Consider the following 20579-nt stretch of genomic DNA (forward strand, 5'->3'; position numbering starts at 1 on the left):
GGAAAGTTAGACTGAATGAGAAGGTGGAGAGCCGTGTACGGGGAGACCTGTATGCACGGTTCGGAGGCGAGTGCTTGGAAACCTACCACTGTAAAAAGTGGCAAGGCGCTGGGTGCTTAGCCTATGGCCAGATAGCAAGCGCGAAAATCCCGCTATCGAGGATGATTTCACCGCAGCTTTACTGGGTCATGACAGGCGATGACTTCACGTTGGATTTGAATAATCCTGAACATCCGAAAATCCTATGCGTGGGAAATAATCCGGACAGACAGAATATCTATTCGGCGGCATTGGGGCTGTACAACTCTCGTATCGTGAAGTTGGTAAACAAGAAAGGACAACTCAAGAGTTCCATCATTATTGACGAGCTTCCGACCATCTATTTCCGTGGTATCGACAACCTGATAGCCACAGCACGAAGCAACAAAGTGGCGGTGTGTCTCGGCTTTCAGGATTTCTCACAGCTTACCCGTGACTACGGTGACAAAGAGGCGAAGGTAATCCAAAATACGGTCGGAAATATATTCTCAGGGCAGGTGGTCGGGGAAACGGCAAAAAGCCTGTCAGAACGTTTTGGCAAAATACTCCAGCAACGACAATCCATCTCTATTAACCGGCAGGACACATCCACTTCCATTAACACGCAGTTGGATTCGCTGATACCTGCATCCAAGATTGCCAACCTCTCGCAGGGCACATTCGTGGGCAGTGTGGCGGACAACTTCGGGGAAGAAATTGACCAGAAGATTTTCCACGCACGGATTATTGTCGATAGCGAAAAGGTAGCGGCGGAAACAAAGGCTTACAAGAAGATACCTGTCATCAACGAGTTCAAGGACGAGAATGGCAACGATATCATGCAGCAACAAATAGACCGGAACTATTCCCAAATAAAGGCGGATGTGGTGCAGATAATCGAGGATGAGATGTTTAGGATAAAAAATGACCCTGATTTGAAACATCTGATTCCACAAGATGAAGGCGATAAGGAATAATATAGACCGCTTTTTTATTTCAGCCTGCAAAGGTAGCCCCGTGCCTGTCTGGATTGAGCAAGGCCGGGCCCTTACGGGTTTCCGCAAAAATCTTCCGCGCTGCGCTTGCGGTATTTTTCCGGAAAGCCTTGCACAATCCGGCACGGGACAGCGAGGCAAGCAAGAAATAAAAAATCGGCTCAAGAGCCGTGAAATGTTTAACTTAAAAATAAAAGATATGAGCAGAAGCAACTTCACCCCGATGAAAAGATTCCACGAAATCATTGGCCGTTATGGTCTGAGACTGACGGAAGTCGGAACAAATCACCTGAGAGTATTTTCCGGAGGCCGGAAACTTTTCGATTACTATCCGCTGCGTATGAAACTCTTCGATTACCGGCAGTGGCAACAACTGACCTACCCGTCAATCATTGAGGGGACGGACAAGTGGGAAACGGAGCTTGACGAAATTATAAACAGACTTAATCAGCAGGACTATGAATGACAACAACAGTAAAACGCTCATTTGGGATAATATTCCCGAATGGGCGATTTATTCATTGGAATATGGTGTTGAAGAGGATTTGTTTCTTACCGACGAAGACAAAAAAATGATAACCAAATTTATCGGTGAAAATTTTCCAAACGGATATGCCATGTCAGTGGATTGGGAATCATATAAGGAGTTCGACCGTTTTCCTGCATTCGGGAAACCGTGCAAGACTTATACGGTCAGGTTCTGCAACCTATAAATCAGAAAAATATGAGAAAGATAACATTGAGCGAATACAATGCCATTCCGGAAAACTATCGTGGGATTTGGACTGTCGAACGTTGGGATTTGCCTGATTGGGCAGAAATACGCAAAAGACATATCGGCAAACGTACCATGATGGTTTATGATAAAGGTACATGCCTGCTGGTAGAGGGAATCGGCTTTGAAATCGTGGATGATTCCGGCTGGAAAAAGCCGGATGAAATCAGAAAAGACATAGATATGCTTTACCAAGAGTTCTGTAACATGCGTAAATGCGAACCGCATTATGCAGATTGCATCATACGTTGGCAGGACACTCTGGATACATTGGAAACAAGAATTGCATTGTCCATGGATTCCGATACGGAATGGGATGAAGAAATCTTCTATTATTGCAACAGCCGGAACGAATTGAAATCACTCACAGAAAAAGGTTGCTCAGATTTTGTCATTGCTGATTGCTTCGGCTTCGGAATGTATGAAAAGCCGATGCAGGAAATCTGAACATATTGAAAAAAGTAATGAAATACCAATAAAAACAAGAAATCTCAGCCATAATGACCGAGATTTCTTTTCTTCCTTTTTATAGTGCAGATGCGACGACTAAGCTCGCACGGGCACTTTTAGTATTGCAAAGGTAAGGATTCTTTTTTATTCAACCAAATAATATGAATTCAACTTTCTATTTTGGAAACCTGCGCTATAACTTTTTGGGCTTCGGGAGTCTGAATGGAACTGACAAGATTTTGAATATCATTCTCCAAATCCTTTTTCCGCGATTGTGAGATACACCCCAGCATATACCTAACAACATCTATGCCACCTTTAATATTGTGTCTGCATTCGGCAGAAATGTCAGCAGGCAGACGTTTGATTCCTTTAGGAAAGTCCATACGGTAAATACAACCTCCGTGTGCACATTTGTTACGAAGTACACGTATAGTTTCCATATAGTTATAAAAAACACCTCTTGAACAGCCATAGGCATTAGCGACCAGATCTTTCGCTTCCGCTTCTTTCAGCGAATCATATAATGTTATGATATTGCCTATTGTCATAAACTCGATGGTTTTCCATGCAGGAGCATATATCCCCGGATGGTTGGCATGATGACGTTGGATAATGGGGTTTTTACGCATAACCGCATATACCTGTTCTTCAAAATCGTTAACGAATTTAGAGGTTACATACTTACGATTGACAAACCAACAGGGGTCATCAATGTATTTCAGCGATATGTTGTAGATGAGTTTTGTACGGATATTGACCTCAATACGGTCAAGAGCATTGAGCAACAATCTCCTGAGTCTGGTATCAAACTCATAAAGGTCATAGACACTTTTAAATGTAGTACCCGGTTTTAACTGATGGTCACGATGTTCCAGACATGGGAACTTTATTTCGTATGGAAAAGAATAGAATCCAAGTCGGTAATAACCCACATCAAGGAGAATCTCTTTCGCTTTCTCCTCATCATCAAATGTCATTCCATTTGATTTCAGTCTGGCTATTTGTTGGTCTATCGTATATGCTTTTTTCATTGAATTCATTGAATATTTATTTTAAATGCGAATTTACTCATTTTTCTTAAAACATATATCCAATGTGCTGATTGATTTATAGAAAGATAAATCGTGCCAAGCATTATTCCATATTCCTCCATAAAATTCCATCATTATTCCGCTTCACTTGGCAAGTCCCTTCGAGAAGATAACTCGGAGGATGATACCTTCCACGTTCAAGCCTCCGGTTTTCGGGACACAAAATTCCCTTTGGTAATTTTCCGCCCGAAAAAACGCTCCGGTATCATCGTCCGAGTTGGGGGAAAAGGTCCGGGACTTAGCAAGCGAAGCGACCTACGACGCATAGGACAAAACCAAAAAGACGGATGACGGCGGTCTTTTGCCGGTACCGATGTTGCAATGGATAACGCTGTCGATATCTTCCATACAAAAACAATCAGCCGGTCTTATGGAGCAAAAGAAGGAAGTAGGGACTAAAGACAGCTCGCTCTCCACTCTGCATAATACTATTTTTCTTTATCGCTTTTGTTTGTGGCTTTCCTACCGTTTCCCTTTTCCTCTTTCCTACCATGTGTCCATCCTCTTTTTCTTTTATCATCCGGGTAGGTTCTTCTCACTTTTATCCCTGATTCTTCCGTTTTTCTGCCTTTCGTCTGTAAGCGTCTCCGCGATGACGCAAAACAATGTAAAATAGTCCTATTAAGATACGCAAAAGCACTTGATAACATTATCGTTATCAAGTGTAATTAGGTCAGACAAGAGTAATCCTGCTGAAAAGTATAATTATGATTTATGCCACTTGTCAGGCAAAAGTTCCCGATACGCTTCAATAGATGCAGTAGGTGGTAATGTTGCCGAACGATTCATTATATCAGAGATATACTCGAAGAAGTTTATCCCTCTTTGGCGGCATGAACATGCCAGTGAATAATAAATAACAGCCCGGTTTGCCCCGGCGTGGCTTCCGAAGAACAACGAATTGTGCCGCATAAGTGATATGCAACGATTAACCCGCTCGATGGCATTATTATCAAGTTGGTAATTTGGTGAGGTAAATATATTCCATATATCCGACATTTCGTTCTGCATATACGTAACGGCTTCATAAATATCGGTATCAGGAATGTAACCGGGGCGTTTTGTAATTTTGGAAAGCTTTTCTTGAATCTCATCAAGTATCGGCGGAGCGTATTTTTGTCGGAAACGTAGTTCTTTTGCCTCGGTCCACCCATCCACTCCAATTGTATGAAGGTGATTGTTGTGATAAAGCCGGTTAATGAGACTTACAATCTCCTCCGCATCGGGATCTTTTTCGCAATCCTTGAATTTTCTTTTTATATGTTGGAGGCATGGCAGCCTCATTATATTCGGAAATCCTTGTTTCCCCAGTTTACGATAAGCGGTCAGTCCGTCACTTTGAATAGTTCCTTTATAGTCCTTCAAAAAATCAAAGATAATTTCCTCTTTTCTGGAACCGTCTTCATAGAAAAAATAAACCAGTCCCAAATTATGAGCTACCGCCACCCAGACATAACCTTTTTTGACATGTAGACCGTTCTTACCGGGTTCTTTAATGAGGACTTTGGCGTAGGTCTCGTCACATCCCATATATTTGTCTGATAAGACAGCCATGCGCATAGTATTGTAAAGATTGTCAAGAAGTACTGCCGCTTTCTTGAGCAGGTTATGCGCAGTCGACATGGGCAATTCAAATCCGTTGTCCTTGAAATATTTAACGATACGCTCCACCGGCATTGTGTACATATAGCGTAACTGCGCCATTCCCGCAATGAACGAACCGTCATAGTTGGAATTGAATAATGGCTTGGCCGGAAGCTTACCGGAATATACCGTACCGTTCTGGCTGTAGAAATATTGCCGACGTATGCGCTTGATGAATTTCCCCGGTATATATTCATAGGATATGGAATCCCTGAATTTCATTAAACGGGCCAATACCGGATTAAAATCCTTATCTATGGGATACAATTCCTCCATGACAGTCTCAATATCGAAATATTCCTTACGTTTTACGCCGTTGTTCCCTCTTTCTTTGGGAGCATAGGCACTCTTGGTCGGAGAAGAGGAGGGCATGGTTTTATTTTCAACTTCCGAGGAGGTCATAACGGATGGTTTGTGCTTTTCAGACTTATTGGATATAAGCTTTGACAGTCCCTTGTTTATCCTCTTCTGCTTGTTTACGTCCGCATCCTTTTCCAATAATGCTTCCTGCATGGATGTTATGGTCGACATCAGTTCCTCGCGTTTAAGATTGGCTATGGCGAGTTCAGTCCGGAGTTCCTCTATGGTCTTTCCCAGGTCGTCAATGCGCGCCAGCAAGACCCGGTTGGTCTCGTTGGCGACATCCAACTGTTGTTGTAGAACCAATGTAAAATCAGAACTTTTCATACCATAAAAATAATGAAAAAATCTGATTTTACCAAGTGATTTTTGATATTATTTCTTTGTATATCAAATAATTATCAGCTGTTACAGGCAATTCTAAAGCGTTTTTTAAAACGGAGTTCTTGAGCAGTTATCCCTCGCATTATGAAATAAAACGTGTACCAGTCAAGTTCGTACACGCCTTTTTCCGTGCTATAACGAGGAAGGTCAAAAGTGCCTCTTGTGAGTCGTTTATAATATAGGATAAAACCGTCTCCGTCCCAACGAAGAAGTTTTATACGTTTCCGGTCATGGGAAAAGAATACAAATATATCTCCTGAAACCAATGAAAGTGCAGGATGGGCATAAACCAGTTTGGAAAGGCCGTCAATACCATAACTCATACGGACAGGTTCCGGAAAGAAAAAGTACCGGTTGTTTTCTGATAGTTCAAACATGGTGTCGGGAGTATTTATTTTCGTCTTTGGTCTTTATCATAAGTATACAGGAATGTACACAATTCTATGACAGAGCATTCCTCCACATGAATGCTCTTCCCGTCAGGACAGCTAATAGTCACTCCTCTGAACATATCAGAGCGGGTCCCACCATTGGGCCGGAACTGAACCATGACCATGGAAGACTGCCGGGGAATCTTCGCATTGAGGCTTGCTGCCTTTTGCAATTGTCTGACGCTAACCTTCATAAATCTCATCCAGCGTAACATGTCATAATAACTTGTTCCCATTCTGGCGCAATGAACTTTCAACGAATAACGTGGATTGGAATCCAGCTCTTTCCGGTATGTATCCAGTGTCTTTCCGAATCTTGCTTGTGCCTTGTCCCCGTTGGAAGGGTGCGGAATATAAGGCTGTCTGCTGCCTTTGGGAACCTCTATGCCTTTGGCTGCACATATTTGCGCCCGTATGGAGAAAAAATCCATATTGTTAATTGCCAGCCAATTCGCCATTCCCCTATAACTGATATTGTGCCTTTCACAAAAATCAACGAAACGTAGATTAATATCATTATCAAGTTCAGTCTTCAAGAGTCCGAGGCTGTTTAAGTACAATTCATTTGAATTTTGAGGCAGACCGGTCTTCAGGCGTACTTCATTGCATAGTCTGGTGAAGCTTCTTCCGGTGGTTCGGAGCCATCTGTTAAAATGGTCATAATTGATTGAATGCTTTTCGCAGAACGATACTAAGGATTTTTTAGGATCTTGAGCCAGTTCTTTTTTTAGAACTTCCAACAATGTAGGATATTCCAAGGGAATCGGGTTGGGATTTTCTATTACCATGATTCGTTTTTTTATTGATTTATGCAAAAGTAAAAGTCGTTTTTGAGATGCGCTATACGTCATCGCGGAGACGCTTACCTTCGTCTTCTTCCCTGTGGTGAAACGTGATGACATACGATGAAACGGATAGCCCAACGCATTGAGATATAATGTTTTATCAAAATTATGCCTATATATTTGCGGTGACAACAATAGTTTTCAACTCTAAAAATTACAGTTATGGCAAAGAAAAATGTAAGGGACGAACCCATGAAAACACAAGTCACCGAGAATGACCAGCTGAGTGACATTGTCTTTATTCTCGACAAGATGGAACTGCTGTTGCAGGCTATATCCGAAATTGACAAGAACGGCAGGTACAAGACGGTTCCGGCAGACAAGGAACACCGGAACTCCTTTCTGAAAATAGACCGCTATGCCAGCATGTTCGAGAATTTTCTGAAAAACTTCTGGAGCCAGCTCAAGGACCCGACCCGTTTCGGACTGCTCACCATCAAGGAGGACACCCTGGACAGCCCTGAAGTCAGACAGGCGGTGGAAGACATAGCCGCAGGCAGGAAGTCGGATGCGGTGGATGAATTTCTGAAAAAATACGAGATTGTACCACGCACCAAGGAAAACCAAAGTATAAACAATCAAAATCAAGAAGAAATGGCAAAGAAAGACCAGACACAGCAGCAGGCCGCCCCGGAAACCGGGCAGCAGCCCAAGTACCGCTACAATGAATCAATGATCAACTGGGAGGAACTGAAACACTTCGGACTGTCCCGGGAGGAACTTCAGGAGCGCGGACTCCTTGACCAGATGCTCAAGGGATACAAGACCAACCAGGTCGTACCCATCAGCATGAATTTCGGCTCCGCCGTATTGCGTACGGATGCCCGATTGTCATTCCAGCAGTCCGTGGGAGGTCCCATCGTATTGGGTATCCACGGTATCCGTCAGAAACCCGAACTTGACCGCCCTTATTTTGGACACATCTTTTCCGATGAAGACAAGAAGAACCTGCTTGAAACAGGCAACATGGGGCGTGTCGTGGAACTGAAGGGACGTAACGGGGAATACATCCCTTCCTTCGTGAGCATAGACAAACTTACCAACGAGGTGGTTGCCATGCGTGTGGAAAATGCGTTCATCCCGAAGGAAATCAAGGGGGTAAAGCTGACCGAACAGGAACAGAACGACCTGAGGGAAGGCAAGAAGATATTCGTTGAAGGGATGATTTCCAACGGTGGAAAGGAATTCGATGCCCATATCCAGATCAATGCCGAGCGCAGGGGTATCGAATACATCTTTGAGAATGACAAGCTGTTCAACCGCCAGTCGCTGGGTGGCGTGGAGCTGACTAAACAGCAGATTGAAGACCTCAATCAAGGAAAGGCCATCTTCGTGGAGGGGATGGCACGCAAGGACGGTGAGCTATTCTCCTCTTATGTAAAGCTGGACGAAGCCACCGGCAGACCATCTTATACACGTTACAACCCGGACTCTCCGGAAGGCGCACGTGAAATCTACATCCCGAACGAAATCAACGGCGTGAAGATTACTCCGGAAGAACAGCAGCAGCTCCGGGAGGGCAAGGTCATCTTCCTCAATGACATGGTCAACCGCAAGGGCGAGGAATTCTCCTCATTCATCAAGGCAGACCTGGAAACCGGACGGCTCAGCTATTCACGCACACCGGACGGCTTCGAGCAGCGTGCGGAGTTCAAGATTCCGGACAAGGTGTGGGACGTGCAGCTGAACCGCCAGCAGCGTGCCGACCTCCAGAGCGGCAAGGCCGTGTTGGTAGAGGGCATCAAAGGCTATGACGGAAAGACCATCTCCCAGTATGTCAAGGCGAACTTCAACCAGGGCAGGCTGGACTTCTACAACGAGAATCCGGACCGCAAGCGTGACGCTTCACAGCGGAATGTCGTGCCCAACGCCCAGAAACAGGGACAGGAGGCAAAACAGAGCGGCCGCAGGTCCAAAGGTGCAAGCATGGCCTGAAGTAAAATGAATGTATAATCCAAAAGAATCTGAAACATGAAAATGAACAATGGAAACAACGCGCCTTTCAAGGCGGAAGACGTGAACTGGGAAGAACTGGCCGGAATCGGCATTCTCAAGGACGAACTGGAAATGTCGGGAGAACTCGAAACGCTGCTCAGCGGGGCGAAAACGAAAGTAATCTCACTCAGCCTTGTACTTCTCGGTGTGGACGTGGTGATGGATGCCACTCTGCAGCTGATACGCAAGGACGGTGAACCGCTGATGGAAATCCTTGGCGTAAAGCCGGTGGCATAGCATCCGCTTTTCACCCGATACGACGATCAACCATCAAATGTCAAACCGCCGTTCCCCGTCATCCATGGCGGTCACGGGGAACGGCTTTAAATTACAGGAAATGAAAATGAAAGCAATCATAGCAGAAAAACCGAGTGTGGGAATGGATATAGCCCGTGTAGTCGGGGCTACTGAAAAGATGGAAGGCTACTGTACAGGCAACGGATACATGGTGACCTGGGCTTTGGGGCACCTCGTGCAACTTGCCCTGCCCGGCACGTATGGCTATACGAAGACAACTGCCGCTGACCTTCCGATGCTGCCGGACCCGTTCCGGCTTGTTTCCAGACTGATCCGCACGGACAGGGGTACGGTGACAGACCTGGCCGCTTCCAGGCAGTTGAAAATCATTGAGGGGGTATTCTCCAGATGCGAGAGCATCATTGTGGCAACCGATGCCGGCCGTGAGGGTGAACTGATATTCCGTTGGATATATGACTATCTGGGATGCACCAAGCCGTTCATGCGTCTGTGGATTTCATCGCTGACGGACGAGGCTATCCGGGAAGGTATGGCCAATCTCAGGAACGGCAGCGACTATGACAGTCTCCATGCGGCCGCTGACTGCCGGGCAAAGGCTGACTGGCTGGTGGGCATGAACGCCAGCCGAGCGTTGGCGATAGCCACAAGTTCGGCCAATAATTCCATCGGACGGGTGCAGACTCCGACACTCGCCATGATATGTACCCGTTTCAAGGAGAACCGGAATTTCGTGTCCGTCCCTTATTGGCAACTGCATATCACGCTGACACAGGGAGAGGCGCACCGGCAATTCATCCATACGGAGGAATTCAAGGACAAGGCAGCAGCAGAAGCGGCATTCGGCAACATCGGCACCGGTTCTCAGGCGACAGTCACACGACTGGAACGCAAGAGGGTCTTCCGGCAGCCACCGCTTCTCTACGACCTGACATCCCTGCAGAAAGACTGCAACACCCATTATGACCTGACGGCAGAAAAGACCCTTTCCATAGCCCAGTCCTTGTATGAGAAGAAACTCATTTCCTATCCGAGAACCGGCAGCCGCCATATTCCGGAAGATGTCATGCGGATCATTCCTTCCCTGCTGGAAAAAATCACATCCATATCGGATTTCAAGGCATACGGGGAATCCTTCGACTTGTCAGACCTCAATACCCGGTGTGTGGACGGTACCAAAGTGACGGACCATCATGCACTGATCATTACCGGTATCATCCCGAACGAACTCTCCGAAGCGGAATCGGCGGTCTATACCCTGATAGCCGGCAGGATGCTGGAATCCTTTTCGCCCCCCTGCGAGAAAGAGCAGCTGACCATGGAATGCACTTGTGAGGGAATGGTCTTCCGTTCACGTTCCTCTTCCGTCATCCGTCCGGGATGGTGTGGCGTTTTCTCACGGAGCGAGGAAAGAGACGGTAACGAACCGGAAGGGAAAGTCGGTACGGCCGTGTTTGCTGAAGGAGAAGCCCTTCCCGTCATGGGCCGGGGACTGGCGCAGAAGAAGACCATGCCCAAGCCGCTCTACACGGAAGCGACCCTGCTGGGTGCCATGGAGACTTGCGGAAAGGACATTACCGATGAAGAGGCGAAAGAGGCCGTAAAGGATTCCGGAATCGGTACACCTGCCACACGGGCAGCCATCATTGCCACCCTGTTCAAAAGAGATTATATTGAACGCTCCGGAAAGAGTATCCGTCCTACGGAAAAAGGGCTCTATCTGTTCGAGGCCGTAAAGGATATGCAGGTGGCGGATGTGGAAATGACAGGCTGCTGGGAGAAAGCACTGGCTCAGATTGAAGGGCATACGCTCGATACGGAAACGTTCATGCGTTCTATCCGTGACTACACGCACAAGGCAACCGGTGAAATACTCCGTCTTGAATTTCCTCTGCCTAAATCACGTTCCTTCACCTGTCCCAAATGCAAGTGTGGTCATGTCATCATCCGGGGGAAGGCAGCCAAATGTGACAAGGAAGGTTGCGGACTGATGGTATTCCGCCGTTTTCTGAACAAGGAACTGACCGACCAGCATCTGGAACAGCTTTTTTCTTCAGGCTCCACCCGGTTCATTAAGGGGTTCAAAGGGAAAAAGGGGATCTCATTCGATGCCATGGTCGCCTTTGACGAGAGCTTTAACCTGAAACTTGTTTTTCCAAAGCCCAAAGGTGGAAAAGGGAAATGATCCAGTCATTCCATTTCCGAGACAAAGGTAGCGGACCGCCGGTTTCCACCTGCAAGGTCGGGCCTTGCAGGTTTCGGGGAAAATCATCCTCGCCGGGCTCCGGTATTTTCCCCGAAAACCTTGCCTGTGAAGGCGGTCCGCTTTCCGGCCCCCGAAATAGGAAATGACATGTTTCACCGATTAACACTGTACGGTCATGAAAACAAGAGAATTTATCGCGAGGTTGAGAACAGACAAACGGATCAGGATGGCGGCATTGGTGCTTGTTGCCTTTGCCGTATTCAGTTATCTGTATTCACGGGGAATATCCCCCGTATGGGCAGCAGTAGCCATCGTCTGCTTCAGGGGATTCTTCAGATTCCTGTATAAGATAGCCTGCCTGCTGGTGGCCGCTATCATACTTTTCTGCATCCTCAGTTATCTGGTCTTTTAGCAAACAGGAGGAAACATGAACCGGATATGCTTTACCTATTATAATATAAGATTCCGACAGAAACAGTGTACGGAACGGAGCTGCCTTGGGGGCGGCTCTTTTTGTATCTGCCATGTCCGTCATATCGGAAAAGTAGAAACAGCAGGAACAGGAAGGATGGAAATACAGCCATTGACAGACCGAAGAACTACAGGGCAAAGATGGCAAATGCTTCTGTACGGACGACAAGGTCAGGCCCCTTGCGGGGTTTCCCGGGAAAAATCATCCTCGCTCTGCTGCGGTATTTTTCCCGAAAACCTTGTCTTTCCGGAAGCATTTGCAGTAAAGGCCCTTGTAGTTCAACGGGCTGCCAAAGCCCGGATATTCACAATTTAAATAAAAGAAGTATGCAACAGACAATCATCGCAAGACAGTCACCGGCTCCGGCATGGATTCCGGTGATAGAGAAAAAGAGAAAAATCCGGATGCCGGAACCGCACATCAAGCTGCCCGGCAGGGGAGCGACAGGTCCCGTACCTGTCTCCACGCTGTTGAATCCGGTATTGGAAATCTGCAACCATCCCGACAGGAACAGACTTTTGGCTGAATTTTTCCGGGAATATTAGACATTATATAGAATAAGATTTTAGGGTACTGATAATCATAAGCCCTGTTTCTTATTCTGTATAAACTCTATTGAAACAAATCGTTTTACCATTAAATAATTTAAGTTATGTTTTTCACAGCAATTCACCAGATGATGACAGAAAACGTGGATCTCACGATTGTCATCCGCAAAGCGAACGGACAACTGACCGTTGCCACATTACCCAAGTCAAACGGGCTCAAGGACGAGGCTCAGAACCAGATTGTACCGCTGACCGTTACAGGTACACCGCAGGAACTTGACGCAGGATTCCTTCAGACCGTCACACGGCCGATACAGAAAGCCAGTGGTCTGATTGCGAACATGGTTCAGTTCGAGGCACAGGCGGACAAGGCGGCAGCCAACAGCAAGGTCGCCAAGGAAGCAAAGTCCAAGGAGTCAAAGGAAGAGAGAGAAAAACGGGAAAAATACGAGAAGCTGATGAAGAAGGCGGAAGAAATGACTACCGCCAAGAATTATCGGGAAGCCCTCAACCTGCTCGGACAGGCAAAAGCCCATGCAAATGAAGCACAGCTGAAAGGGATTGAAGAAAAGATTCAGGCTGTCGACAAGGAAATGAACAAGGGAAGCCTCTTTGACCTGATGGAGCAGCAGCCCCAACCGGAGCAGCAACCGGTAGTACAGAACCGTACTCAACCGCAACCGCAGCAGGTCATGCAGCCACAACCGGCTTATGCTCCGGCCCGGCAAGCTCCAGCAAGCAGGCAACCGCAAAGACAGGCCCCAATGCGACAGCCGGAAAGACCGGAATTCGGACAGCCTCCTGTACAGCAGACACAACAGACCGGGCTGTGGCCGATACAGCAACCGGAACAGCAGCCGGTACGCCAGCCCTTGCAACCGCATCCTCACTATGCTTCACAAAATACGGGAGCGGGACAGGATATGTATGGAACGCATCCGGCAACGGGAGGATGGCAGGATGAATCCTTCCCACAGGAGGATGAACAGCAGCAGCCTTACTTCTCCGATTCTGAACAACCGGCCTACAATCCGAAAGACTACGAAGATTACATAGACTTTCCGCAATCCATGCTGGAACCGAAATATTCACCTTATCAAACCCGATAAACTATGGCACTTCAAATCAAAGGGATGTCACGTACATTCAAATTCAAGAAAGGAACAGAGTATGTAACCCTTCAAGACCCGGATCCGAACCTTTCTCCGGACATGGTCATGAGTTATTATTCGAACTTCTATCCGGAACTGACTACGGCAACCGTACATGGTCCTGTCATCCGGGATGACAGGACGGAATACGAGTTCAAGACAACCATCGGGACAAAAGGCTGACGGTATGGATAAAGACAACAACAAGAAACAGAAGAAATCATGTGTACCATTGGACGAACAGCAGGCGGAACGGCTGGCAAGGCTCATCATCGGACAGACCGTGCGCAATATCCGGTATGGAACGGACAGAAAAGAAAGGATAACGGCGCCAAGCGGTGCCGTTCCTCTTTTCTGAACACCACGTTTCTGCCCAGACCGCTGCCGAGTCTCTTCATGGAAGACACCGGAGGAAACAGGTACAATCTCATCACGCAGGAAAATTACGAATTCCTGCGTGATTCTTATTTCAGGTATGCCTGCCTCTTGGGAAAGGAAGCGGTACATACTCCGGGACGTACATTCGGAGAAGGAATCGCAAAACTGCACGAAGAAATGGAAGTCCTTGTCGGAGAAGAACTGAATGTCAATATAGAAGAGCAAAACGGACGGTTGCTGTTCAGGCTCTGGAAAACCCATCGTTGGGGTGTACTGACATTGTATTATTTCCCGGTGAAATTCCTGGAAGCTCTCGACCCGGAACTGAGACGTATCTCCATCACGTTTATCCATAAACTGATGAAGGCAAACGGAATACAGACCGTGCTGGACGAGGATGACACGGACTATGTGCTGATTTGGCTCTCGGAAGAAGTTCCGGACGAGACAGCGGAGGAAAGGAGAAAACGGCTGAAACTCCTGCGCTCCTACGAGAACGGCAAGGTACAAGCGTTGCTCCGGAGGGTGGAAAACAGGTGTTACTACAAGAACCTTCCGAAAGCACTTGACCGGTATGAGCCCCAAAACGACTATGAGCGGTCGCTGGTCTCCGCCATGAAGGAGGGATTGGACTTCCTGTCACCGGAGCATGGCATCATGGAATACAGTTACGACCCTTTCTATGAAGAGGAGCCTGAATGCCTGCCGATGTATCTCCACCAGCAGATTCGTGTAGTCTATGACAGCAACGATATGGTGACAGACTACCTGGTAGATTACTACAATTCATACAGCAGGGAGACCTACGACATCATACCTGCAACGACACTCGCCCTGTCACCGGAAACTGAAAAGTTGTTCTACATGGATGACTATCCGGAGCGATTTCTCCAATGGGCGGACAAATTCATCAACATAATCATTTGAAAATCATGATAGAGACAAACGAACTTACAAGGACCTTAAAGAGCTTGCTTATTCCCAAGGCGGCACTGATTGCCTACGCCTCGGAAAATGAGAGGAATTTCTTTCTGGAGGTACGGGATATAGACGAACGGGGGAATATGACGGAAGGAAGACCGGTGACCCTGGAATTCATGAACGAACTGGTGAAGGGGTATTCGGAAAGGCACGGCAGCACGCCCTACGGAAAAATACCGTCCAACCTGATGTATTGTGATTCACGCAAGGGAAGCGAACGCTATGTATGGTACAATCCTCCGGGTAAAAGGATGATGTTCTTCGGTCCGGAGCTTAAAATCGACAATGCGGAATACAACCTGCCTGGAGTGATTTACGAGGCGGGGGAACACGGGATGAATATATATGCCTACAAGGGCGATACACCCGACAAGGATACGCCACTATATGCCGCACCGTTCTTCAACGTGACCGGATCCGGCGTCTGCCTGGGTTCTGCCAATTTGGAGAAACCGAAAGATATGACCTACGAAAAGCTGCTGCAATACTGGGAAAAGAAATTCTGGCTGACGGAGTTCTCCCACTTGGGAGGCAACGGAAACCCGACCCGATCAAACCTTGTATTGGTGACGAAAGCAGCCAGGAACAGACCTTTCGACCTCGAAGAGTTAAAACCATTTAACAACCTGAAACTTAAAGACATCCTGAAATGAAAAGAGTACACTATATTGACAACTATCTGGTAAACCCGCAGCATCCGGTAACGGTAAATCTGATTGGAGCGGGAGGAACAGGCTCGCAGGTACTAACCTGTCTGGCCCGGCTTGATACTGCATTGAGGGGACTCGGACACCCGGGACTGTTCGTGACCCAGTATGACCCCGACATCGTGACGGAAGCCAACATCGGCCGTCAGCTTTTCGGTCCGTCTGATCTGGGACAGAACAAGGCGCAATGCCTTGTCTCCCGGATAAACAATTTCTTCGGCAACGACTGGAAGGCGCAGCCGGACATCTATCCGACCGTATTGAAGGATGCCCGACGGGATAATCTGGCCAATATCACAATCACTTGTACGGACAACATCAAATCCCGGATAGACCTGTGGAACCTGTTGAAGGCTTTGCCACAACCGACATATTGCACTTACGAAACCCCTTTGTATTGGATGGATTTCGGAAACACGCAGACCACGGGACAGGTCGTTATGGGTACGGTGCCGAAAAAAATAAAACAGCCGGCATCCAAACTGTATGAAACTGTCAGTTCCCTGAAGGTAATCACCCGTTTCGTGCGATACTCTCGGGTAAAGGAAGAAGAGTCCGGTCCAAGCTGCTCGCTGGCGGAAGCATTGGACAGGCAGGACCTGTTCATCAATTCCACGCTGGCACAACTCGGCTGCAATATCCTGTGGAAGATGTTCCGCAACGGGATAATCGAGCATCACGGGCTGTACCTGAATCTGGAAACGATGAAAGTGAATCCGATTGGAATATAACTGGAAACTATGAACAGATTTTCGGAAAATAAAACAGAAAGCGTAAGGATACAAATAAAAATAATCTCTAACTTTGAAAAATTACAGTACCCAAATAGCTGCTATATCGAAAAACAGACTATCTTTGTAAAGTCGTGCAAACGACAGACATATATAGTTGATGTGTTTCGCTAACACCTTGTATTAGAAATCTGGTAAATTTCAAAATGGAAGCAGGGCTGAGCAGTAACACTTGTCACATGTATCCGTATGCGAATGACATGCGATATAGGTGTGGGGTACTGTTTTCATTTATTTGCTTCCGGGTTTTACCAGAACCTCTAATACAAATAAGTAAACCGGCTCCACACTTTCTTGTCAGATAGTGTGGCATTCAAGTCCGATGGCGAAAATCGGAACAGTCCGAATGTCAATTTTCAATAAGGGAATCCATGTGTGTTGGATAATTGACGGATATGAACAGAAATCCGTAAAATTTATCAGCATTCATAACTCTCATATGTAGAATATAGCTATTTTTATGCAGAAAAAACGGATAAGATTATGAAAAACGTAATTGCTATAATAAAAAACGCTTGGGGTGAGAGTCCGCCACCGAAAGTCAAAACCGGATTTATCCCCAATCTCTGTGATTGGGAGAAGAAAAATTATCTGACGAATCCCGGCTCTTACTACCGGCAAAAGGCATCGGTCGGATATATAGCCATGAAAGGATGGCTTTTCACTATTTTGCGTTTGCCGAACTGTACCTGTGCTAACCAAGTGTTTTCCTACTTCCCTTTTCCATTCTCTATCCTGAATAATCAGATTCTCGCAATATATAAATTCTACAATCACCTTTGGAATGATATCAAGGTGTCTTATCCTGTAAAATCTGCTATGAGAAAAACAGCATTCATAGCATTGTTCTCAGGCATGGTATTGTCAGCCGGAGCTCAGAATACGAACCGGATAACCGAAGAGGAGCCTGATATAAAGGTGACAAATGATACGGTATGGAATATGGCGACTGAAAAGAAAGCGGCACCCAAGGTACAATTCCCACAACCGGGAGACAAAATTGATGTACTGGATCCTATCGTGTACAGTTTATGCTATACCACCGCCTATGATAGGCTCGCCCGAAAATCCGTCAAGGTGAAAACTTACAGGAAAGAGTACGCCCCGTATATCCACGCCGGCTATGACTTTGGCGTAAAGCATTGGAAAGAAATCGTTCTACAAGACTATTCCTCGCTCCGGAAACAATTGCGGGGCATTGCAGAGAGTACCGGAATGGAAAGGATCTGCTTCCGCAACGGAGCCCTTATGGGAGCATACTCAACAAATCCCTATCCGGAACTGGATTATATCGATGCCGCAATTTCCAATGTGCTGAAACAGGTAAGGAAGCATATCGCTTCTGAAAATGAGATATCCCGGCACTATTACACCTTATCTGATAAATGGTTTTCTTTTTTCAATGGAGAGAAAGAACGCTATTACGACATCGCAAATCACAACAGACCTTATTTCCTGTGTCAAGAGCATGCCGATGATGCCCTTATTCTTCCAGAGTGGATAGATACCGCCACAGCAAGCAATGACATCACCCAATCGGAAGCCCTGGCTTCGGCAATTGCAAAATTTGATTCTCCTGCAGCCCCGGACGGCATCCACAAACTGAAAGACAACATGAAGCTTACACCCGACGAACGGAATGCCTTGCTGGCACCTAATGATATGATTTCGTATGCAGTGGGAGTAGCACAGGCTGGCTGGATTATGGAATATAAGTGGTTTATAGGAGAAACTCACAGAGAGGAGTTTGATGCAATGCTACTTTCCCGGGGTAACAGTCCTGCCATCATGGCCGCTTTTGGAGACGGACTGAGGAGTGCCATGGATATAACGGAACGTTTTAAAAATGCGATTCTGTGTCAGGACTGCGACTCGATATGTCTTATGAACAAAGTCATCAAAGCAGAATTGAACAAAGCATACAGACAAAATGTAGTTTATGGTTATGTCTTTATGAACGGAATGGATGCCGTTGAAATATACAGGGCCGGTGCCGAGTGGGATATTCCTGAAAAACAATCAGCCAGCGGATTGCGGCTTGATAAGGACCGGGTGCTTGAAGGTTTCAGGGATTATCTGGAGGGACATTTGAAAATGGGTGTCGAATATGCCCGGACACTGACCAAGGGGCGCAATGCCATTGACTGGCATTTATATGAAAAAGATACGGAGACAATAGACTTGTCCGAAAACGGATTCCAGCCTGCCATTCCGCTTAATTTAGAAACTGGCTCTCAAAGTGAATTAAGTGCAGAACTGTCGCAGATGCTTACACTCCCACAAGAAGTTGCCGGGCAGAACATTACGGGCAAGGTAATGGCTACGGTGGTAATTGAGGCCGATGGTGCTGTCAGCAAAGTGGAAATTACAAGCTCGCCGCATCCGGCTTTGAGCGAAACTGTAACGGATTGCATCTACCGCATGCGGTTCATGCCGGCAAAATATGACGGAGAATGCGTCGCATCCGTTGCCATTATTCCTGTATTATTCTAATGAAAACACAATATCACCATTCACCATGAGAAGAATATTATCAACCGTACTGCTTGCATGTCTCGTACTGGGAGCATGGGCACAAAACAAGACGAAAATGACAGAAGAAGAGAAAAAAAAGACCATGGAAGGACTTGAAGCGCTCTATCAGTTAGAGACAGGAGCGGCATTCGGCGAACTTGGTTCATTGTCAGGAAACAAAGAGTTCAAACTGTATAGACTCCCTTGGGAGGAATGGGCGGGCAAATTCAAATACGCAACAGGAGGTCTGCTAGTATTATTAAGGTGCTTTAACAAGGCATTCATAGAGCCTAACAAGGATTCTTCTATCTTCTGTAACCTAATGCTAAGAGGCAAATTTGAAGATTTATCTTCAAATTTCGACATTCGGAAAGAATCCGAACTGTGGATGTTTGATCATCAGGATGAGAACGGGAACTTCACGGGATTCCGCAAATACCTTTTCTTCGACCTGGAGACTGATTTACAGATTCATCTGACGGATAAGCAGGGTAAACCGGTCTATATACACCCGGATGAAAATCTCTATCTGCTTGAGGGCGGATACAAAGTCCAGAACAAAGATACATTAAATATATGGTACGGGTTGCAGATACCGTTAACTGCCCCTTATCAGGAAATTGCAGGAGGACACATCTCCTTGTCTTTCTATATGCCTGAGAAATACAACCGCATCACAGTACCCATTAAGGAATTTGGAAACAAACCTGTACAGGTGACTTGGGGCAGCATGACTTTTTCCATAGAAAAGGTTGACAGCAACGGCTTCATCATTTCCACAGACGCAGAGAAGATCGACAAACTGAGACGCATGGGTTGCCTTTATCACAGAGACGGTAACTGGTACGAGCCGTCCTCTCAAACAGCCATAACAGGAGATTTGGACAAGATTCTGAAAAATAGTATAAGGAAAATCTCGTTTGAAGAGTGGTTGAAAAGAAAAAACATTGACCCGAACAACCTTGAAGAGACTATGGAACACTATATGGAAGATGAAGTTTCAGAGGTAAATGACGGAACAGACGCTACCGGAGTTATGGGAAAGCACTACACGGTTGCCTTGCAGGGGGATAGTCTGTTGCTCTATATGCCGGATGAAAAGAAACGGAAAATTGCAGAGATAACTGCATTTGCCCCATCGGAAGGCAAAGCATCGCGATTATTAATCAACCACGAGCGATGTAGTGAACTTATAGAATGGTTGTGCTCAGAGAAATCACCTGACAATACAAAACAGACCGAACCGGAAGAGATGGAGGAAGTGGATTATTTCAGTCCTGATTTACAGCCAGCCAAGCCCATCAACCCGCAGACAGGAATGCCGGACGATTGGAACATGGTCTTGGAACAATTGCTCAGGAAGCCCGAAGAGGCCGTCGAGCAAGGAATTACAGGAAGTATGACGGCGGAAATAACCATCGGAACTGACGGCGTTGCCAGCAACGTAAAAATAGACGGAGACCCCCACCCGCTATTGAAAAAAACGGTCTGCGACTGCCTCTACGGCATAAAGTATGTCCCGGCAAAATGGAATGGAAAGGCGATCCCCTTTGTCTTTACACTCCCAGTCTTTTTTAACTGACCG

The 20579-nt window shown here is 46.5% G+C and carries 21 protein-coding genes; 17 read left to right on the plus strand and 4 right to left on the minus strand.

Going from position 1 to position 20579, the window contains the following annotated elements:
• The 4 genes from H3001_RS11425 to H3001_RS11440 form a co-directional block, all read left to right on the plus strand.
• A partial coding sequence (locus H3001_RS11425) for a TraM recognition domain-containing protein (protein WP_449578835.1) occupies nt 1-995 on the plus strand: 995 nt, incomplete at its 5' end.
• Between the two features lie 217 nt (nt 996-1212).
• A complete protein-coding gene (locus H3001_RS11430) occupies nt 1213-1479 on the plus strand; it encodes a hypothetical protein (protein ID WP_181214979.1) in 267 nt (88 codons plus the stop codon).
• Nucleotides 1472-1726, plus strand: coding sequence for a DUF6926 domain-containing protein (locus tag H3001_RS11435; protein ID WP_181214980.1), 255 nt, complete (start codon nt 1472-1474; stop codon nt 1724-1726). Before H3001_RS11430 ends, H3001_RS11435 begins: the two co-directional genes overlap by 8 nt.
• 11 nt (nt 1727-1737) lie before the next feature.
• Entirely contained in the window at nt 1738-2235 is a 498-nt protein-coding gene (locus tag H3001_RS11440; protein ID WP_032945885.1) for a hypothetical protein, read from the plus strand.
• Between the two features lie 170 nt (nt 2236-2405).
• On the opposite strand, the gene H3001_RS11445 is transcribed toward H3001_RS11440, so the two are convergent.
• The 4 genes from H3001_RS11445 to H3001_RS11460 all read right to left on the minus strand — a co-directional run bounded on the left by H3001_RS11445 (nt 2406) and on the right by H3001_RS11460 (nt 6939).
• Entirely contained in the window at nt 2406-3281 is an 876-nt protein-coding gene (locus H3001_RS11445; RefSeq protein ID WP_229033879.1) for an Abi family protein, read from the minus strand.
• A 756-nt stretch (nt 3282-4037) separates the two neighbouring features.
• Nucleotides 4038-5663, minus strand: coding sequence for an IS66 family transposase (tnpC, locus tag H3001_RS11450; RefSeq protein WP_181214981.1), 1626 nt, complete (start codon nt 5661-5663; stop codon nt 4038-4040).
• Between the two features lie 74 nt (nt 5664-5737).
• Entirely contained in the window at nt 5738-6097 is a 360-nt protein-coding gene (tnpB, locus tag H3001_RS11455) for an IS66 family insertion sequence element accessory protein TnpB (protein WP_181214982.1), read from the minus strand.
• Nucleotides 6098-6111: 14 nt separating this feature from the next.
• Nucleotides 6112-6939, minus strand: coding sequence for a hypothetical protein (locus tag H3001_RS11460; protein ID WP_165859012.1), 828 nt, complete (start codon nt 6937-6939; stop codon nt 6112-6114).
• Nucleotides 6940-7158: 219 nt separating this feature from the next.
• Here H3001_RS11460 and H3001_RS11465 point away from each other — a divergent pair, with 219 nt between their 5' ends.
• The 13 genes from H3001_RS11465 (at nt 7159) to H3001_RS11520 (ending at nt 20576) form a co-directional block, all read left to right on the plus strand.
• Entirely contained in the window at nt 7159-8931 is a 1773-nt protein-coding gene (locus tag H3001_RS11465; protein ID WP_181214983.1) for a DUF3945 domain-containing protein, read from the plus strand.
• 36 nt (nt 8932-8967) lie between these two features.
• Nucleotides 8968-9228 carry a DUF4099 domain-containing protein gene (locus tag H3001_RS11470; RefSeq protein WP_181214984.1) on the plus strand — a complete coding sequence of 87 codons (261 nt, stop codon included), beginning with the start codon at nt 8968-8970 and terminating at the stop codon, nt 9226-9228.
• 106 nt (nt 9229-9334) lie between these two features.
• Nucleotides 9335-11431 carry a type IA DNA topoisomerase gene (locus H3001_RS11475; protein WP_181214985.1) on the plus strand — a complete coding sequence of 699 codons (2097 nt, stop codon included), beginning with the start codon at nt 9335-9337 and terminating at the stop codon, nt 11429-11431.
• Between the two features lie 196 nt (nt 11432-11627).
• Nucleotides 11628-11864: a hypothetical protein gene (locus tag H3001_RS11480; RefSeq protein ID WP_181214986.1), complete on the plus strand. Its 237-nt coding sequence runs from the start codon at nt 11628-11630 to the stop codon at nt 11862-11864.
• Nucleotides 11865-12250: 386 nt separating this feature from the next.
• Complete coding sequence (locus tag H3001_RS11485) at nt 12251-12469, plus strand: hypothetical protein (protein WP_032945891.1); 219 nt, start codon at nt 12251-12253, stop codon at nt 12467-12469.
• A 107-nt stretch (nt 12470-12576) separates the two neighbouring features.
• A complete protein-coding gene (locus tag H3001_RS11490) occupies nt 12577-13581 on the plus strand; it encodes a PRTRC system protein E (RefSeq protein ID WP_181214987.1) in 1005 nt (334 codons plus the stop codon).
• 3 nt (nt 13582-13584) lie between these two features.
• Nucleotides 13585-13806, plus strand: coding sequence for a PRTRC system protein C (locus H3001_RS11495; RefSeq protein WP_181214988.1), 222 nt, complete (start codon nt 13585-13587; stop codon nt 13804-13806).
• 4 nt (nt 13807-13810) lie between these two features.
• Nucleotides 13811-13981, plus strand: a complete 171-nt coding sequence (locus H3001_RS19495; protein ID WP_246368566.1) for a hypothetical protein — start codon at nt 13811-13813, stop codon at nt 13979-13981.
• 38 nt (nt 13982-14019) lie between these two features.
• Nucleotides 14020-14928 carry a hypothetical protein gene (locus H3001_RS11500; RefSeq protein WP_246368567.1) on the plus strand — a complete coding sequence of 303 codons (909 nt, stop codon included), beginning with the start codon at nt 14020-14022 and terminating at the stop codon, nt 14926-14928.
• A 5-nt stretch (nt 14929-14933) separates the two neighbouring features.
• A complete protein-coding gene (locus tag H3001_RS11505) occupies nt 14934-15635 on the plus strand; it encodes a prokaryotic E2 ligase family D protein (protein ID WP_181214990.1) in 702 nt (233 codons plus the stop codon).
• On the plus strand, nt 15632-16420 hold the full coding sequence (locus H3001_RS11510) for a PRTRC system ThiF family protein (protein ID WP_181214991.1): 789 nt from the start codon (nt 15632-15634) through the stop codon (nt 16418-16420). The genes H3001_RS11505 and H3001_RS11510 overlap by 4 nt, the downstream gene beginning before the upstream one ends.
• An 879-nt stretch (nt 16421-17299) precedes the next feature.
• Nucleotides 17300-18973: an energy transducer TonB gene (locus H3001_RS11515; RefSeq protein ID WP_246368568.1), complete on the plus strand. Its 1674-nt coding sequence runs from the start codon at nt 17300-17302 to the stop codon at nt 18971-18973.
• A gap of 97 nt (nt 18974-19070) precedes the next feature.
• The gene (locus H3001_RS11520; RefSeq protein WP_246368569.1) at nt 19071-20576 is read left to right on the plus strand and encodes an energy transducer TonB; all 1506 of its coding nucleotides are present in this window, start codon (nt 19071-19073) and stop codon (nt 20574-20576) included.
• Nucleotides 20577-20579 lie beyond the last annotated feature (3 nt).

Source organism: Phocaeicola faecicola, from assembly GCF_013618865.1.
GTDB lineage: Bacteria > Bacteroidota > Bacteroidia > Bacteroidales > Bacteroidaceae > Phocaeicola > Phocaeicola faecicola.

Excerpts from the sequence above, each read along its gene's own strand:
- H3001_RS11460 (WP_165859012.1), bottom strand. The coding sequence starts at position 6,939 with ATGGTAATAGAAAATCCCAACCCGATTCCCTTGGAATATCCTACATTG.
- H3001_RS11495 (WP_181214988.1), top strand. The coding sequence starts at position 13,585 with ATGGCACTTCAAATCAAAGGGATGTCACGTACATTCAAATTCAAGAAA.
- H3001_RS11505 (WP_181214990.1), top strand. The coding sequence starts at position 14,934 with ATGATAGAGACAAACGAACTTACAAGGACCTTAAAGAGCTTGCTTATT.
- H3001_RS11475 (WP_181214985.1), top strand. The coding sequence starts at position 9,335 with ATGAAAGCAATCATAGCAGAAAAACCGAGTGTGGGAATGGATATAGCC.
- H3001_RS11490 (WP_181214987.1), top strand. The coding sequence starts at position 12,577 with ATGTTTTTCACAGCAATTCACCAGATGATGACAGAAAACGTGGATCTC.
- H3001_RS11470 (WP_181214984.1), top strand. The coding sequence starts at position 8,968 with ATGAAAATGAACAATGGAAACAACGCGCCTTTCAAGGCGGAAGACGTG.
- tnpB (WP_181214982.1), bottom strand. The coding sequence starts at position 6,097 with ATGTTTGAACTATCAGAAAACAACCGGTACTTTTTCTTTCCGGAACCT.
- H3001_RS11520 (WP_246368569.1), top strand. The coding sequence starts at position 19,071 with ATGACAGAAGAAGAGAAAAAAAAGACCATGGAAGGACTTGAAGCGCTC.
- H3001_RS11465 (WP_181214983.1), top strand. The coding sequence starts at position 7,159 with ATGGCAAAGAAAAATGTAAGGGACGAACCCATGAAAACACAAGTCACC.
- H3001_RS11440 (WP_032945885.1), top strand. The coding sequence starts at position 1,738 with ATGAGAAAGATAACATTGAGCGAATACAATGCCATTCCGGAAAACTAT.
- H3001_RS11510 (WP_181214991.1), top strand. The coding sequence starts at position 15,632 with ATGAAAAGAGTACACTATATTGACAACTATCTGGTAAACCCGCAGCAT.
- H3001_RS19495 (WP_246368566.1), top strand. The coding sequence starts at position 13,811 with ATGGATAAAGACAACAACAAGAAACAGAAGAAATCATGTGTACCATTG.
- H3001_RS11430 (WP_181214979.1), top strand. The coding sequence starts at position 1,213 with ATGAGCAGAAGCAACTTCACCCCGATGAAAAGATTCCACGAAATCATT.
- H3001_RS11485 (WP_032945891.1), top strand. The coding sequence starts at position 12,251 with ATGCAACAGACAATCATCGCAAGACAGTCACCGGCTCCGGCATGGATT.
- H3001_RS11500 (WP_246368567.1), top strand. The coding sequence starts at position 14,020 with ATGGAAGACACCGGAGGAAACAGGTACAATCTCATCACGCAGGAAAAT.
- H3001_RS11445 (WP_229033879.1), bottom strand. The coding sequence starts at position 3,281 with ATGAATTCAATGAAAAAAGCATATACGATAGACCAACAAATAGCCAGA.
- H3001_RS11435 (WP_181214980.1), top strand. The coding sequence starts at position 1,472 with ATGAATGACAACAACAGTAAAACGCTCATTTGGGATAATATTCCCGAA.
- H3001_RS11515 (WP_246368568.1), top strand. The coding sequence starts at position 17,300 with ATGAGAAAAACAGCATTCATAGCATTGTTCTCAGGCATGGTATTGTCA.
- tnpC (WP_181214981.1), bottom strand. The coding sequence starts at position 5,663 with ATGAAAAGTTCTGATTTTACATTGGTTCTACAACAACAGTTGGATGTC.
- H3001_RS11480 (WP_181214986.1), top strand. The coding sequence starts at position 11,628 with ATGAAAACAAGAGAATTTATCGCGAGGTTGAGAACAGACAAACGGATC.